The organism is Microcoleus sp. A6-C6, from assembly GCF_036705955.1.
In the GTDB taxonomy this organism is placed as follows: Bacteria; Cyanobacteriota; Cyanobacteriia; order Cyanobacteriales; family Microcoleaceae; genus Microcoleus.
In genome coordinates, this window is record NZ_JAUBVR010000078.1 from 12,392 (window position 1) to 27,791 (window position 15,400).

Consider the following 15,400-nt stretch of genomic DNA (forward strand, 5'->3'; position numbering starts at 1 on the left):
ACTACATTAACCCCTTAACCCTGTCTCCCGCAACAAGCCATCAGCCCAAGCAGCATCGGCTTCCGACAGCGCAGGAACGGGTTCGGCGGTATAATCGATTTCAAAATCATATCCCGCGCGATCGTATACTTGATTAATCAGCGCCTGTAAATCCAAAACAGGCTCTACATCTTCTGGACGCAAAGGCAAGGGAAATGCAGGAATTGGATCGGGAATGTTAAATAAGTACAAATCTGCGATCGGACGTTGATTGCTGCGACTGACTAAAATGCGGCAGTCACTTTCATTATAATCTCCAAAAACTGGCAAAGGTTCCCCATCCCGCAACAAGTCTATTTCTACTAAATGCGTACTCGTATCAAATATTTTCTTTCGCTTATTATTATATTTTTTCCGACCTTCCCCCCGACGTTTATTTGGAGGTGAAAGCACTTCAATAACTGTAACAACTTCCTTTGTCGCCATGTCGATTACCTCTAAATATCCTTCCCTAAATTCTTCCGACACTGGGATTCTCACTTTTACAGGTTCCACAGTGCGGGCAGCGACAGCAACATTAAATGATACCGGATTGGTGGGATAGTGTTTATGTTCGATAGAGACATCAGAACTACCTAATAATAGAGAATTTTTACCTTGAATTTCATAAATTCGCTTTTCAATAGCGACGCGGTATTTTGGGTGTAATTGCGGAGTGAGGGACTCTTTAATCGCACTAATCAGTAAATGATGAACTTCCGGCCAAAAATCAGGATGTTCTAAATAGGGATTCATCCCCGGAAAAGGATTAGGCATAATCGTACCTCCCGTTGATTACTATCATTTTAGCAAACAGATTAGAAAAACGCAGACAATATCAAACTATCATCTGCGTTAATCCCCGTGCATCTGCGGTTAAAAAACTCCCCTAAAAATCGCCATAACTACTAATAGCAGCCTGCAACCTCCCAAGAACTTCATCAACCGAAATCGCCCCCAACTCCCCAGAAGCACGAGTCCGAACATTCAAACTATTCGCCTCAACCTCCTTCGCACCCACAACACACATCACCGGAATTTTATCCTTCTCAGCATTGCGAATCAACTTACCCAAACGCTCACTACTCTCAACTTCCGCGCGAATATTCAGCGCCTTCATCCTCGCCTCGACTTCCTTAGCAAACGGCAAAAACTCCTCGCTAACAGGCAACAACCGCACCTGAATCGGCGCTAACCATATTGGGAAATCCCCCGCGTACTGTTCGATCAAAATTCCTATCAAACGCTCCAAAGAACCGAAAGGAGCGCGGTGAATCATTACCGGACGCTTGCGAGTGCCATCTTCAGCAACGTATTCCAAATCAAAACGTTCTGGCAAATTGTAATCTACCTGAACAGTCCCTAATTGCCATTCTCTATCCAACACATCTTGGAAAATGAAATCGAGTTTCGGCCCGTAAAAAGCCGCTTCCCCAATTCCTTCAAAATAATTCATTCCCAAAGTTTCCACCGCGCGGCGGATTGCACCTTGCGCCTTTTCCCAAGCTTCATCGGAACCGATGTATTTCTCTAAATTATTCGGATCGCGGAAACTCAAACGCGCCTTAAAATTCTTCAGTTGCAAACTCTTGAATACTGACAGAATCAAATCCACCACGCTCAAGAATTCAGCATCCAACTGTTCCGGCGTGACAAACAAGTGGGAATCATCCACCGTAAAGCCGCGCACCCTGGTTAAACCACCCAATTCTCCCGATTGTTCGTAGCGGTAAACTGTGCCGAATTCGGCTAAGCGCATCGGCAATTCGCGATAGGATCGCAACTCGCTTTTGTAAATTTGAATGTGAAAAGGGCAGTTCATCGGTTTCATCACAAAACCCTGTTCATTTGCTGCCGCTTCTGCGTCTTCAGCCATCAGCGGAAACATATCTTCTTTGTATTTCTGCCAGTGTCCCGAAATTTTGAACAAATCAACTCTGGCAATGTGCGGTGTCACAACTTGCAAGTAGCCGCGCTTGATTTGTTCTTGTTTCAAGTAATCTTCTAAAATACTTCTCAGAATCGTGCCTTTCGGTGTCCACAAAGGCAAACCGGGGCCAACCGCATCGGCAAAAATAAATAAGCCTAATTCTTTGCCTAATTTGCGGTGATCTCGTCTTAGGGCTTCTTCTTTGCGGTGTTTGTAGGCTTCTAGCTGTTCGGGTGTTTCCCAAGCTGTGCCGTAAATGCGCTGTAGCTGGGCTTTGGTTTCGTCGCCGCGCCAGTATGCTCCTGCTAGGCTTTCTAGCTCGATCGCCCTTCCATTCAATTCACTGGTATTATCCAAATGGGGCCCGGCGCACAAATCCCACCATTCGTCACCCAAATGGTAAAGAGTAATCGGTTCAATCAAACCTGCCAAAATTTCTAATTTGTAAGGTTCATTAATCTCCTTAATCCGGCGTTGGGCTTCCTCGCGGCTGACTTCTTCCCGAGTTACAGGCAATTTGCGGTTAATGATTTTGATCATTTCTTTTTTAATTGCCTTGAGATCCTTTTCAGTAAAAGGTTCGGGGCAATCAAAATCGTAATAGAAACCGTTTTCAATCCAAGGGCCAATTGTCACTTGAGCCTTGGGAAATAACTTCTGTACCGCCATCGCCATAACGTGAGATGTGGTGTGGCGAATTTTTTTTAGTGGCTCCGACTCGCTGGTGCGGGGCAACTGAATTTTAACGGACTCTTCTGGAGCGTTCATTGATTCTGAGCTAGACATCGGCTGAATTTAGCAATTAATGAGAGTTGTAGTTGCTTCTATCTTACTCAGAATGGGACAGGAACCGCCGACTTCCGGCTGAGGCTATTGGTGTCAACTTCAGGCTAGAACACTTCAAAAATCTCGCTTTTAGCTGAGTCTAGATCCCCCTAAATCCCCCTTAAGAAGGGGGACTTTGATCGTCGTTTCCGGTTCCCGCCTTAAGAAGGGGGGCTAGGGGGGGATCTGCGGCCTAATCGTCAGACAGCATACCTGTACTACGTTTGACGTAAGTTGATACCTGTGGACTTTCTTAATTTTGAAACTGTTGCTTTTGTTGTTTTCTGTATAACAGAGCCTTCAGCTATATACACGCTGTCTGAGCCAATATTTCCCATAATTTTGGGATTTTGACTCAAAAATTGCTCCTGGCACGGTTAAGTTTATTCACCCCCACCTGCTAGTTTTTTTAAATCCTTGAATTATTGTTAATAATATGTTACAGATTGTAAAGCACGTTTAAGGTTAGAATAAGTAGATAACCCAATTTTTATTCATGCTTAATTCCAATTTGCCGGAATCAGAGTTGCTCAAATCCCTACTGGAACCGCTGTTAGAGGATTTTAGATACTGGTTCGAGCGATCGACCACTCTCTTAGAAACTGAGGAAATTCCCTTTCTGAGCGGCGAGGATCAATCCGACTTGCTGGCGCGAGTCAAACAGGCTCAGCAAGAAGTAGGCGCGGCTAAAGCTCTATTTCAAGCAACCGGAGGTCAAGTTGCAATTGAAACCGCAGCACTGATGCCGTGGCACAGATTGCTCGCCGAATGCTGGCAAGTATCGGCTCGCTTTCGCTCATGGCAGTCAGATCCCCGTGAAAAATAAGGAAGCGAGTTCAAGTTAAACTTGTTGTTAAATCCCAAACAAGAGGAAATGTCGCGGCCGACTTGACAAGTTCCAACAGATTTCCAGTTAATAAGTTATTACTTGCTGAAACACATTTGTAAACTGCTGTGCGGCTGTTTAGCCGGGAGGAAAATATCATGTTACACCTGCTTTATATTTTAGCTTTCACTGTTCTGGCCTTTCTGGCAGTCGGTAACTTAATCCGCAGTCTCGTCACGGTAGGTATGGAGTCCCAGCGCCCCCAACAATTCAGGGCAAATCATGGCTCCGCATCCTATCCTCGCTCTCAAGCTGTACCCCATCCAGAACTGTTAGACGAATACGGAAATATCGTTAACGAGCCGCTGCTAGTGATGCGTTCGCTGACTGTCCAAGACGCGCGCGAACAATTAGATGCTCTCTACAAATCATCTCCCGGCGGCAGCGACGAAGGGGGCGAACGACGCTAATTTAATCGCAGTCGCAGCATTTATACTCAGAGTCGCTTACTGAAAAAAATAATAGGCCGTTAGTTTCTCGCTAACGGCCTATTTGTAGCGACTTTTGAGAGATACTGGAAAGGGATCGATCTCAACTTACGGTCGATCGCTCCAGTTTTGTCACCGGCAAAAATGCACGCTTAAGGGTAGATGATCGTCCCAATTCCGCTACTGGCAGAACTTCTGCAAGCATTGCCCCCACTGCGGGCACAAATTTATTTCAAATCTTCCATGACAGCGCTGTCTCACGCGATGGAAGACTTGGTTTTGGCTGGCTCCGACGACGAACCGCTAGTCATTGCTAGCTTTCAGCGAGAGCGCTTCTACCTACAGGAAGCTCACCGCTATCGGCGAATTGCCACTCTATCTTCTCAGGTATACGTGCTAGCAGTACCGGAAACTGAGTTTAAAAATTCCTCCGAACATCACGAAACTGTGGCGTTTGCACCGGAGGACGCATTAAGTAAAGAGTGGCACTTAGTGGTGCTGGGGCAACACTACTCAACTTGTCTGATTTGTCAAGAAAAAATTGTGCCGATCGAGAATCAAGACGATCGCGGCCCGCTGTTGATTGATCAAGCTCGCAGATTTGAGGGAGTTTGGACGTTCGACAGGGAGGTAAGCTGCAAAGCTGCCGAATTGTTGCTCGATCGAATTGTCAAATATCGCCCCGAATTGACCGAAAAGATCGATCGAGCACGCACAACTTACAAGCTGGGCAAAAAAACCAAAAAAACCAGGAAATCCGCGACTTCCCCAGCCACCAAACCAGAAAAAAGCGCGCCCAAAAACTCAAGAGTTCCCAATCCCAAATTGAGCGACGCTTTTACCAAACGCTTAGTAACCTACTTGCAATCAGGCCAGCACAAACTCCTGAAAGCATACAGCGCGATCGCCGCCCAAGAACGCAAAGAACGCCTCATAAACTTAATTACAACGGCAATGCGGCAGTCTCTCAACCCGCAAGAAATCGTCGAAGTCGCAGTGCAAGAACTGGGAACAGCCCTGTCAGCCAGCCGCTGTTTGATTTATCGCTGCAAAGCCGCAGATGTGTCGGTGAAAATCGATCGCGAGTTTTTGCGCCTGGGTGCTAGTTCTCTCCTAAATCAGACTTGGCCGCTACAGGAAAATCCAATATGGAACGACGCGGTAGCGCGGCAAGAGCGAGTTTACATCCAAGACACAGCACAACACCCGCTGATTGTCGATACAAAATCTTTGGGCAAAATTGTCAAAAATTGGCAGATAGTCTCTTGGTTGATGGTGCCGGTGCTTTATCATGGGCGGGTTTTGGGCATGGTGGAAATGCACCAGTGCCGATCGACTTCGCCTTGGGAAGAAGACGAAATTGCTTTAGTAGAGGCGATCGCCACCCAACTCGGAGCAGCCTTAATTCAAGCAGAAACCTACGCTAATTTAGAAGAACTCAACCAACAATTAGAAGCATTAGACCGCACTCGCAGCAATCTCATAGCCATCACCGGACACGAACTCCGCACTCCGCTATCGACGATTCAAGTATGTCTGGAAAGTTTGAACTCCGAGCCAGATATGCCCCAAGAATTGCGAACAATCATGTTAGAAACAGCCCTCGGAGATGCCGATCGAATGCGTAAACTCGTCCAAGATTTTTTAACTCTTTCTAACCTAGAAAGTGGACAAGTTAAATGGAATGTAGAATCGCTGACGCTGCAAGAATGCGTGGATTTGGCCCTCAGCAGCGTGCGATCGCGCGGCGGAGTCGATCGCAAGTTGCCACAAATTATCGCCGAAGTGTCCGCAGAATTGCCATTAGTGCAAGCAGACGGCGAATGGTTAGTGGAGGTGCTGTCCAAACTCCTAGACAACGCTTGCAAATTCACCACACCGCAGGGAAGCGTCACCATCAGAGCCAAATGCAACGGTTCTGCGATGGTGGAAGTGCTCGTATCCGATACGGGGCGGGGAATCGAGGCGAATAGTTTAAAAGTAGTGTTCGATCGATTTTATCAAGAAGAAGGAGCATTGCGGCGCAGCGCCGGCGGTACCGGTTTGGGATTAGCAATTTGCAAGCAGATTGTCGCAGGCTGGGGCGGTAAAATTTGGGCAGATTCCCCAGGAAAAGACCGAGGAAGCGAATTTCACTTTACTATTCCAATTGTTTAGAATCTAGGGAAATGGCATTGCCGTGTCCATAATTTCCGCAAGGAAACGGCATTATTTATTAGTGTCAACAATCGCCTAAAAACCTTTGTATCTCTGGTGTGTATCCAAGCGTCGATCCCCCCTAACCCCCCTTAATAAGCGGGGGATAAGAGTCTACTCAAAGTCCCCCTTCTTAAGGGGGATTTAGGGGGATCTTGCCTCTGCTATCAGCGAGATATACAAAGGTTTTCAGGCAATTTTTGACACCAATGACCAATGACCCATGACCAATGACTCCCCGATGTCAACTGCTCTTTTGTGCAGAGTGTCGGTGCGGGAATAGTTGCGTAGAGATTGCATAATGTCGCGGATGCGATCGATTCCCATCTTCATTGACCCCGCAGTTTTGGGCAAATCAGCTAATAGATACTCTAAAAGTCGATCGAATCTGTTGAGATACTGCCATCGCCAGTGTTGATTCGCCAAAACTTGAGGATGCAAATGTTTCGACAGGAAAAACTTTTTTACACAAAAAATACTCAAAGCTAGATGTTACAAAATCGATTATGTCACTGAAAACTCAGATGAATTCTACCTAAGAAGGTATCGCCAACAAGCCGCAACTGCAATTAGGTTCTCAATGTCAAGCCGTGTTGGAACTAGAACAACTGCTAACCGAGCTGCGCGTTTACCGGCCGCCTGCAAAAGGAATTTTTGATAAAGCAGTTGAATTTGCTTTGAAACTATTTCAGTTTCGGGTTTTCTTGCCGCCGGACGGTATTGTCGGGCCGCTTACTTGGCAGGCGCTTTATACTCAATCTCCGGTTAATATGCCGGTACTTAAATTCGGCAGTTCTGGGGAAGCAGTCACTACTGTTCAGGAAGTTCTTAGGCTTTCCCAGCACTACAGTGGCGAAATTGACGGCGAGTTTTCTACTCAGACGGAGGAGGCTGTTCGCGCATTTCAAAAAAGCTTTGGGATTGAAGTTGATGGGATTGTCGATCGAGAAACTTGGACTGCTTTGAGTCAAATTCCGCGCGGCTATGACCCTAATTGGTTCTTGACTTAGGCTGGGTGCGGTAAATGGTGCGATCGCCCGTAGAGGGTAAATTTGGGGAATGTGCGATGCTTAGGGTGCGCTACAAACACCCGAAGCATTGCGTTTTTATTGAGCTATTTTTTACGAAATTTGTATTTGATAATTATGTTTTCTAAGTTTTGCAAAAATTACAAAATATCAATTATTAAATACTAATTAGCAATGATCAGAAAAGATCGATCGCCCACAAACTGTTAACTTTCCTTACAATTTTGAGAACAGCGCGCAGTCTGAATGATAGGATGCCGTAAAATCCTTTGGATATATCTATGGCAGAAGAACTGACTGGACAACCCCCAATCTTCGGCGGCAGCACCGGCGGCTTGCTGACCAAGGCGCTAGTTGAAGAGAAGTATGCTATCACTTGGACTAGCCCCAAGGAGCAGGTGTTTGAAATGCCTACAGGTGGCGCTGCGATTATGCGTCAAGGCGACAACTTGCTGTATTTGCCCCGGAAGGAGCAGTGCATCGCTTTGGGCGGCCAGCAACTGCGGGCGAAATTCAAAATCACGAACTACAAAGTTTACCGCGTATTTCCCGACGGTTCTAATGAGTACCTGCATCCCAAGGATGGCGTGTTCCCTGAGAAGGTGAACGAAGGTCGTCCCTACGTCGGTAAGATTGACCGCAATATTGGCAGCAATCCCGATCCGATTAAGGTGAAGTTCACCGGTAAGAAAACCTACGAAGTTTAGGTTTTGAGCTAATCGCTGAGCTTGAAAAGGTAATAAGGCCTCAAAAGCTCAGTTAAGACCGATCGCCCGCAGGCCCCCCAAACAAAAGGGGAAGAGTATTCTCTTTCCTACCCATTTTTTTGGTAATTGAGGGCGATCGAGACAGGCTAGTCTCAGTTTTGCTTTTTAGTGCTGTCCTCGCTCGCTTGGTTCTACTCGCGAGCGAGGACAGCATTATAATAAAAAAATGCTTTTTCCAATGCAGGAGATGCTCCCATCGAGACTCGGATAAAAGCGAGATTTATCAATAATTTTAGGGTTGAGCTGACAGCAACGGGCCGCGCCCCACTGCTGCAAATTTCAAATCTAATTAAAACTTAATCATTAATTATAAAATGAATGTCGCAATCAGGCGAGCAACACCAAATGATATCGATGTTTGCGCTCGCATTAATTATGAAGCTTTTAAAGATATTTCCGATCGCCATTGCTTCCCTAACACAGATTTTCCGACGCAGGAATTGTCAACTGAGATTATTAGCCTTTTTATCGAAAGTCCGGTTTTTTTTGGCATCGTAGCCGAAAGTGATGGTGCGGTTGTCGGCTGCGGTTTTATGGACGAACGCAACCCAATTCGCGGTATCGGGCCCGTCAGTGTCGATCGCGCTTTTCAAGGACGCGGCGCAGGGCGAGAAATCATGAAAGCCTTGGTGGAACGGGGAAAAGACGCGGAGGGCATCCGTTTGGTGCAAGAATCTTTCAACATGGCTGCGCTGTCGCTGTACGCTTCTCTGGGTTTTGAAGTGAAAGAACCTTTCGTGCTAATGGAGGGGAAGTTTCGCAGCCAGCCGCAATATGGGTTTGAGGTGCGGCCCCTGACTGGTGAGGATGTGGGCGAATGTCAGGCTTTGTGCGAAAAAGTATGCGGGTGCGATCGAACTTCCGAGATAGAATACGCCATGAATAACTATTCTCCCTTAGTGGCGTACCAGCAAGGTCGGATTGTGGCTTATACTTGTGCGGTGTCTGCTTTGGGTCACAGCGTCGCCGAAACAGAGGCAGATATGCAGGTTTTGCTCTTGGGGGCTGCTGCGTACAGTTCCGAAGATGTGCTAGCTTTCCACTTGCCGCTGAGATATGCAAGTTTGTTTCGCTGGTGCTTGAAAGAAGGGCTGCGCGCCGTCAAACCGATGGCGGTGATGGCAGTTGGCGAGTACCAATCGCCGGAGGGATGTTGGTTTCCGTCTTTTGTTTATTGATTGTATAGCGAAGTTAGTATATGATATTTCCCGATTTCTCACAATTTTCGGAACTGGCGAAACAAGGCAATTTTGTGCCCCTGTATCAAGAATGGGTTGCTGATTTAGATACGCCTGTTTCTGCGTGGTATCGGGTTTGCGCCGGTCAACCTTACAGTTTTCTGCTGGAGTCGGTGGAAGGTGGGGAAAAACTTGGGCGTTATAGTTTCTTAGGGTGCGATCCTTTGTGGATTTTGGAGGCTAGGGGCGATCGCACAACTCAAGTTTACCGCGACGGTTCGCAAAAAGTATTTACGGGCGATCCGTTTGCAGCATTAAATGAGTGTTTGCAGCCTTACAAACCAGTAAAATTGCCACAATTACCGCCGGGAATTGGCGGGTTATTCGGTTTTTGGGGTTACGAGTTAATTAAGTGGATAGAACCGCGAGTTCCCGTGCATCCGGCGGGGGAAAACGATTTGCCGGATGGGTTGTGGATGCAGGTTGATAATTTGCTAATTTTTGACCAGGTGAAGCGGAAGATTTGGGCCGTAGCCTATGCGGATTTGCGCGAAGTTGGCGTTGATTTGGCCGATGCTTACGGCAAAGCGTGCGATCGCGTTTCTCAGCTAGTAAATAAGCTCAAATCGCCGCTTTCCCAGCAATCTACTCTCATAGAATGGACTCCGCCGAGGGACGAGCAAGATGTCGGTTCCACAAATGAAAATACAGAATTAGCTTACACCAGCAATATCACCCGCGACAAGTATTGTGAAAATGTCTTGAAAGCCAAGGATTATATCACAGCAGGAGATATTTTTCAGGTAGTAATTTCGCAGCGGCTGGAGGCGGAATATAGCGGCGATCCTTTTGCACTTTACCGCTCTTTGCGATTGATTAATCCTTCTCCGTACATGGCTTATTTCAATTTCGGAGATTGGCAGATTATCGGTTCTAGTCCAGAGATTATGGTGAAGGCAGAAAATACTGCTGACGGTAAAAGGATGGCAACTTTGCGGCCGATTGCCGGCACGCGCCGCCGGGGGAAAACTCCCGAACAAGATGATGCTTTGGCTGCTGAATTGTTGCAAGATCCGAAGGAAATTGCGGAACACGTCATGTTAGTCGATTTGGGCAGGAATGATTTAGGCAGAGTTTGCAAAAACGGTACTGTCAAAGTTGATGAATTGATGGGAATTGAGCGTTATTCTCATGTGATGCACATTGTGAGCAATGTGGTGGGAGAATTGGCCGAGGGTAAGACAGCTTGGGATTTGTTGAAAGCTGGTTTTCCTGCGGGTACGGTTAGCGGTGCTCCGAAGATTCGGGCGATGGAAATTGTGCACGAGTTGGAAGGTTGCCGCCGTGGCCCCTATTCTGGGGTTTACGGGTATTATGATTTTGAGGGACAGTTGAATAGTGCGATCGCAATTCGGACTATGGTTGTTCGCTCTTTAGATGGAAATAAACATTCAGTTTCTGTGCAAGCCGGTGCTGGTTTGGTGGCAGATTCTAACCCGGATCTGGAGTATGAAGAAACTCTCAATAAAGCCAGGGGAATGTTGCAGGCGATTCGCTGTTTGAAGTAATTAGAAGGAAGAAGGAAGAAGGAAGAAGGAAGAAGGAAGAAGGAAGAAGGAAGAAGGAAGGCTTTGTCAGCGCGTACAACCAAAGAAACCGGGTTTTTGAGATAATTTGAGGGTCAAAACGAAAGATTGTGCTAAAAACCCGGTTTCTCGCCACCGCCCTTCACCAAAGAAACCGGGTTTTTGAGATAATTTGAAGGTGAAAACGAAAGATTGTGCTAAAAACCCGGTTTCTGACAACTCCTGACTACAAATACTATCAAAAGAGGGAACTATGAATTTTTATATAGTTGATGTGTTTGCCGAGTCAAAATATGCTGGCAATCAGCTAGCTGTATTTTGCGGCGCTGGAGTTGCCGAGCTCTCAGAGGCCGAAATGCTGCTGATAGCCAGGGAAATCAATTATTCGGAAACTACATTTGTGCGATCGCCCGATCGGCAAAATAACGGCTACGACGTGCGGATATTCACGCCCAAGAAGGAATTGCCCTTTGCCGGTCATCCGACGTTGGGCACTGCGTTTGTGTTGCAGCAAGAGATAATTGGCGAAAAGGTCGATCGGGTAATTCTAAATCTAGCCGTCGGTCAAATTCCTGTCACCTTTAATTATCATAATCAATCCGCAGATATTTTATGGATGCGACAAAACCCGCCAACATTCGGTAAAGTTTTATCAGCCGAAACTATCGCCAGCGTTCTGAATTTAGAAGTCGATGAAATTGATTTAAAATTCCCGATTCAAGAAGTTTCCACCGGAGTTCCGTTTATCATTGTACCGTTAAAAAACCTCGCAGCGCTCAAAAAAGCTCAAGTCAACCTAGACAAATATTTTGAACTGATCGATACCACAGAAGCCAAAGAAATTTTAATTTTCTGCCCGGAAACCTACAGCGACATTAATGATTTAAGCGTCCGAGTTTTCGCCCCTTCATTAGGAATTCCCGAAGACCCGGCGACGGGGAGTGCCAATGGCTGTTTGGCTGGATATTTGGTAGAATATGGTTATTGCGGGGAAGCCAAGATTGATGTGAGAGTCGAACAAGGTTATGAGATTGGCAGACCTTCTTTGTTGTTGCTGAAAGCTCAAAGAAATCAGGAAGAAATAGAAGTTTTGGTCGGAGGTAAAGTGGTGATGGTGGCGAAAGGAGAATTTGTTTAGAATATTCAAATATAGGTTCGTAGTGAGGACTTTAGTCCTCAGTTTGGATGCGGACTAAAGTCCTCACTACGAACCTATTCAGCTAACATGAGGTAGCTCATATTCATGGAGGCGTGTTATTGTTATAGTGAAAAAGTCATCCATACCAAATACTTTCCCATGCTGCAAACCTTTTCTCGGACTTTGAATTTATCCCCTGAAGCTTCTGAAGCCATGCTTTCACTCCCATTAAACAGCTTGCTGGAATCACCGGAAATAGATCAACTATTGGGGAGTCTCGATACTGCTTTGCTCAAAGAAACTTTGCCCACTGCTGGAGCTGTTTTAGCCAAAAAGCTCCCGCCTTTTTACGACTGGTTGCAAACAGAACTAGGAATTCAAAATGTCCCGGACAGTCCCGATCATACTACCAAATGGGTAGTGGGTTTTCTGAAAAATCAAGAAAGTTTAACTCGTTTAGTTGAATTGCACAAATCGATTCCCAGCAAAGCATTAGAAAGATCGATCCCTCGCTTAGTTAGCGCTTTTGATGAGGTTGAACCCGCCGCTGTTAAGGAAGAGTGGGAAAAAGCGATCGCAGCCCTTTGTCTGGTACTCGCCGTCGCAGCGCGGGAAAATCAGCCCTCTGCTACCTGAAGCAATTTGGTCTGAATTTAAACAAAGCGACTTTTTCGGAAAATTTGCAATTGAGCGCGATCGATCTGAACGACTACTGGCTTTTTCTTGTTGAGGACGATCGCATTATGCCGATTTAACAACAGCCACTGAGCCAATATTACGATCAGGACTCGTTTTTTGCGAAACTTGCGTTCAAAATGAGCCCTTCGGACGATCGCCTCTTCTAGCTTGTAACAACAGTTTTCCCCTTTCTGGGAAATTACAAAAATAGTTCCCGGTATGTAATCGCCTTCATTTGCCCAAAAAGCATATCTTTCGCCTAAACTAAAGTAGTGAAAAACATTGTTAGCGGTGGAAGTTTGAGCTAACTTTTCCGAAACGCCCACAGAATTAAAACTTACAGTAGAACGCAGATAATTAGGGTATTTTGCTGCAATTTGCTGAGCAACTTTGCCGCCCAAACTTTCTCCGATGACATCCGGCGGATTTCCGCTGTGAAATTGCTGTTTTATCCAATCAACAGCGCCCGCAGTTTCCGCCGCTTTTAACTGGTGTTCTACTTTTGCGATAAATACATCGGGCGTATCTTCCAAAACGCGCTCAAAAGGATACCAAGAACCGTAGCCGCGAATCACGAGCACGGGCGGATTGTTCCCAGAAACGGGAAAACGACTTTCAGCATAAAAACCAGTACCAGAGTCTTCAAAGACTTTTTCTATGGTATAATTTCCATCAACAACTTGCCCAGATTCGTGCCGAATGTAAATTGACGGATTGCTGAGCTTGAAAGTATCGTGTAGTTGGGGTTTGGCAAACTTTTCGTAGATAGAATCTAGCAAGTGCCTTCCTGTAGGGCGATCGACAAAATCCAATTGTATTGATCCATACTAAATTATTAAAAACAATCTAAAAAAGGTTCGTAGTCAGGACTTTAGTCCTTTCTTGGATGCGGACTGTATACCATTTTTATAAAGATGTGCTGAGGAAGTCTTAGCCCCCCCTTAGTAAGGGGGGGTTGGGGGGGTCATATCTAGCGCTACTTTATGAAATTGGTATTAGTCCTTTCTTTGGTGCGGACTAAAGTCCTCACTACCAACCTTGTGGAATGCTTACAAAACTCGCAAAGTGCTCGCAATACTATCGACAGCTTCCATCGCCCGAATTTCAGCCAGCGCTTGCTGAAAATTACCTTCCTTCACATCGTGAGTCACCACCACAATTTCTGCTAAATTGCCGTGAATTCCAGTTTGCACAATAGACTCCAAACTAACTTGATGGTGGCCAAAACAAGTCCCTAGTTTACCAATTACCCCCGGATTGTCGCGCGTCAGAAAACGGGCGTAATACCGAGTCACAAGTTCCTGCATTTCTGCAATTTTGCAGTAGTGTTGGTGAGTGCAACTCAGCAAAGGATGGGGAATCGGCACAGTTTCGGTTTTCAGGATGGCCGCCACATTCAAAATATCGGATACCACCGCGCTAGCTGTGGGCCCAGCCCCCGCACCGCGCCCGTACAGCATCAATTGCCCGATCGCATCTCCCTCGATTAAAATTGCATTGTAAACCCCATTGACACTCGCCAGCGGATGAGTCTTCGCCACCAAAGTAGGATGCACTCGAATCGAGAGGAGTTCCGCTTCTTCATCCCCATTTTGCTTGGAACTTTGGGATTTTTCCTCAGCAATAGCCAACAACTTGATCACAAATCCTAGCTTGTCGGCGTAGTCAATATCAGCCGCACTAACTTTTCTGATACCTTCGCAGTGAACATCGGCTAATTTGATGCGTCCGCCAAAAGCTAGCGAGGCTAAAATAGCAATTTTATCAGCCGCATCTAATCCATCCACATCCGCTGTAGGGTCAGCTTCAGCATAACCTAATTGCTGAGCGTCCGCGAGCACTTCGGCAAAGTCTGCACCTTCACTCTGCATCCGCGTCAGGATGTAATTAGTTGTGCCGTTAACGATGCCGGTCACACTTTTGATGCGGTTTGCACCTAAAGATTGTTTGAGGGTTTGAATGACTGGAATGCCACCGCCGACAGCAGCTTCTAACATCACATAAACGCCTTTTTCGTTAGCCGCGTCGAAGATTTCACTACCGTAGCGGGCGATAACTGCTTTGTTGGCGGTGACTACGTGCTTCCCGTTGGCGATCGCTTTCAGAATGAGCGATCGCGCCGGTTCCAATCCGCCAATCAGTTCTACTACAATATCAATTTCTGGGTCAGTGGCGATCGCCTCTAGGTCAGTTGTCAGCACATTTTCTGGCAATTGTAAAGACCGAGTTCGAGAAATATCGCGCACTCCCACCCGATAGATTTCCAATTCCTGCAATAGCGGATGACGCCCATCTGGGGAGAGCAAAATCTCTGCAGTTCCCGCGCCAACTGTACCCAAACCTAGCAAACCAATTTTTATAGCCACGACTTTAACCTATACAAACTTAATTAATACACAACTATTGTAAAATATTTTGGGCTAAAATATCTTAATTATTAGACACCTGTTGGAAAAACGCCGACAGTTACTATCACTTAATCAGTGAAATTAACAAAACCGACACTGAGACTATAAAAATTGTCAGTAGTCCTAGCCTGATCAATTCCTTTTGCTGTTTATCCATGTTTTCTAACAACAGTTTCGGGTTTTCTTGCTCCAGTTTTCCTTGCCTGATAAATTGCTGTTGCTGTTGACCCATTTTTTCTAACAACAGTTTCTGGTTTGGGTGCATCTCACTTTGGCGAGTATGCCAAAAAAGGGTTAAAATGAAAAAGCTAGTAAAATTGCCAAATAAAGATGA

The 15,400-nt window shown here is 46.1% G+C and carries 15 protein-coding genes; 9 read left to right on the top strand and 6 right to left on the bottom strand.

The window, feature by feature from the left end; genetic code table 11:
- Nucleotides 1-6 precede the first annotated feature (6 nt).
- Both QUB52_RS23875 and thrS read right to left on the bottom strand, forming a co-directional pair.
- A complete protein-coding gene (locus tag QUB52_RS23875; protein ID WP_332973004.1) occupies nt 7-795 on the bottom strand; it encodes a DUF4058 family protein in 789 nt (262 codons plus the stop codon).
- A gap of 112 nt (nt 796-907) precedes the next feature.
- Complete coding sequence (thrS, locus tag QUB52_RS23880) at nt 908-2,734, bottom strand: threonine--tRNA ligase (RefSeq protein ID WP_332966834.1); 1,827 nt, start codon at nt 2,732-2,734, stop codon at nt 908-910.
- Nucleotides 2,735-3,269: 535 nt separating this feature from the next.
- Here thrS and QUB52_RS23885 point away from each other — a divergent pair.
- The 3 genes from QUB52_RS23885 (at nt 3,270) to QUB52_RS23895 (ending at nt 6,244) form a co-directional block, all read left to right on the top strand.
- Nucleotides 3,270-3,599, top strand: a complete 330-nt coding sequence (locus QUB52_RS23885) for a DUF2605 domain-containing protein (RefSeq protein ID WP_332973005.1) — start codon at nt 3,270-3,272, stop codon at nt 3,597-3,599.
- A 158-nt stretch (nt 3,600-3,757) separates the two neighbouring features.
- Entirely contained in the window at nt 3,758-4,069 is a 312-nt protein-coding gene (locus QUB52_RS23890; protein WP_265233502.1) for a DUF2973 domain-containing protein, read from the top strand.
- Nucleotides 4,070-4,249: 180 nt separating this feature from the next.
- Nucleotides 4,250-6,244 (top strand): DICT sensory domain-containing protein, encoded by a 1,995-nt coding sequence (locus tag QUB52_RS23895; RefSeq protein ID WP_332973006.1) that lies wholly within the window; start codon nt 4,250-4,252, stop codon nt 6,242-6,244.
- 228 nt (nt 6,245-6,472) lie between these two features.
- Here the strand turns inward: QUB52_RS23895 and QUB52_RS23900 are convergent, their stop codons facing one another.
- Nucleotides 6,473-6,766 carry a hypothetical protein gene (locus QUB52_RS23900; protein ID WP_332973007.1) on the bottom strand — a complete coding sequence of 98 codons (294 nt, stop codon included), beginning with the start codon at nt 6,764-6,766 and terminating at the stop codon, nt 6,473-6,475.
- A 107-nt stretch (nt 6,767-6,873) separates the two neighbouring features.
- Between QUB52_RS23900 and QUB52_RS23905 the strand changes: the two genes are divergently transcribed.
- The 6 genes from QUB52_RS23905 to QUB52_RS23930 all read left to right on the top strand — a co-directional run bounded on the left by QUB52_RS23905 (nt 6,874) and on the right by QUB52_RS23930 (nt 12,616).
- Nucleotides 6,874-7,293: a peptidoglycan-binding domain-containing protein gene (locus tag QUB52_RS23905; RefSeq protein WP_332973008.1), complete on the top strand. Its 420-nt coding sequence runs from the start codon at nt 6,874-6,876 to the stop codon at nt 7,291-7,293.
- Between the two features lie 299 nt (nt 7,294-7,592).
- Entirely contained in the window at nt 7,593-8,018 is a 426-nt protein-coding gene (locus tag QUB52_RS23910) for a photosystem I reaction center subunit II PsaD (protein ID WP_265233506.1), read from the top strand.
- 374 nt (nt 8,019-8,392) lie between these two features.
- Complete coding sequence (locus QUB52_RS23915) at nt 8,393-9,256, top strand: GNAT family N-acetyltransferase (protein WP_332973009.1); 864 nt, start codon at nt 8,393-8,395, stop codon at nt 9,254-9,256.
- Nucleotides 9,257-9,276: 20 nt separating this feature from the next.
- Nucleotides 9,277-10,824 (top strand): anthranilate synthase component I, encoded by a 1,548-nt coding sequence (gene trpE, locus QUB52_RS23920; RefSeq protein WP_332973010.1) that lies wholly within the window; start codon nt 9,277-9,279, stop codon nt 10,822-10,824.
- A gap of 271 nt (nt 10,825-11,095) precedes the next feature.
- Complete coding sequence (locus QUB52_RS23925) at nt 11,096-11,980, top strand: PhzF family phenazine biosynthesis protein (protein WP_332973011.1); 885 nt, start codon at nt 11,096-11,098, stop codon at nt 11,978-11,980.
- 159 nt (nt 11,981-12,139) lie between these two features.
- Nucleotides 12,140-12,616 carry a hypothetical protein gene (locus QUB52_RS23930; protein ID WP_265233510.1) on the top strand — a complete coding sequence of 159 codons (477 nt, stop codon included), beginning with the start codon at nt 12,140-12,142 and terminating at the stop codon, nt 12,614-12,616.
- A 17-nt stretch (nt 12,617-12,633) separates the two neighbouring features.
- Here the strand turns inward: QUB52_RS23930 and QUB52_RS23935 are convergent, their stop codons facing one another.
- The 3 genes from QUB52_RS23935 to QUB52_RS23945 all read right to left on the bottom strand — a co-directional run.
- Nucleotides 12,634-13,437: a hypothetical protein gene (locus tag QUB52_RS23935; protein WP_332973012.1), complete on the bottom strand. Its 804-nt coding sequence runs from the start codon at nt 13,435-13,437 to the stop codon at nt 12,634-12,636.
- A gap of 270 nt (nt 13,438-13,707) precedes the next feature.
- Nucleotides 13,708-15,024, bottom strand: a complete 1,317-nt coding sequence (locus tag QUB52_RS23940) for a homoserine dehydrogenase (protein WP_332973013.1) — start codon at nt 15,022-15,024, stop codon at nt 13,708-13,710.
- Nucleotides 15,025-15,130: 106 nt separating this feature from the next.
- Nucleotides 15,131-15,400, bottom strand: a 270-nt coding sequence (locus tag QUB52_RS23945; protein WP_332976287.1) for a hypothetical protein, incomplete at its 5' end; no start/stop codon positions are given.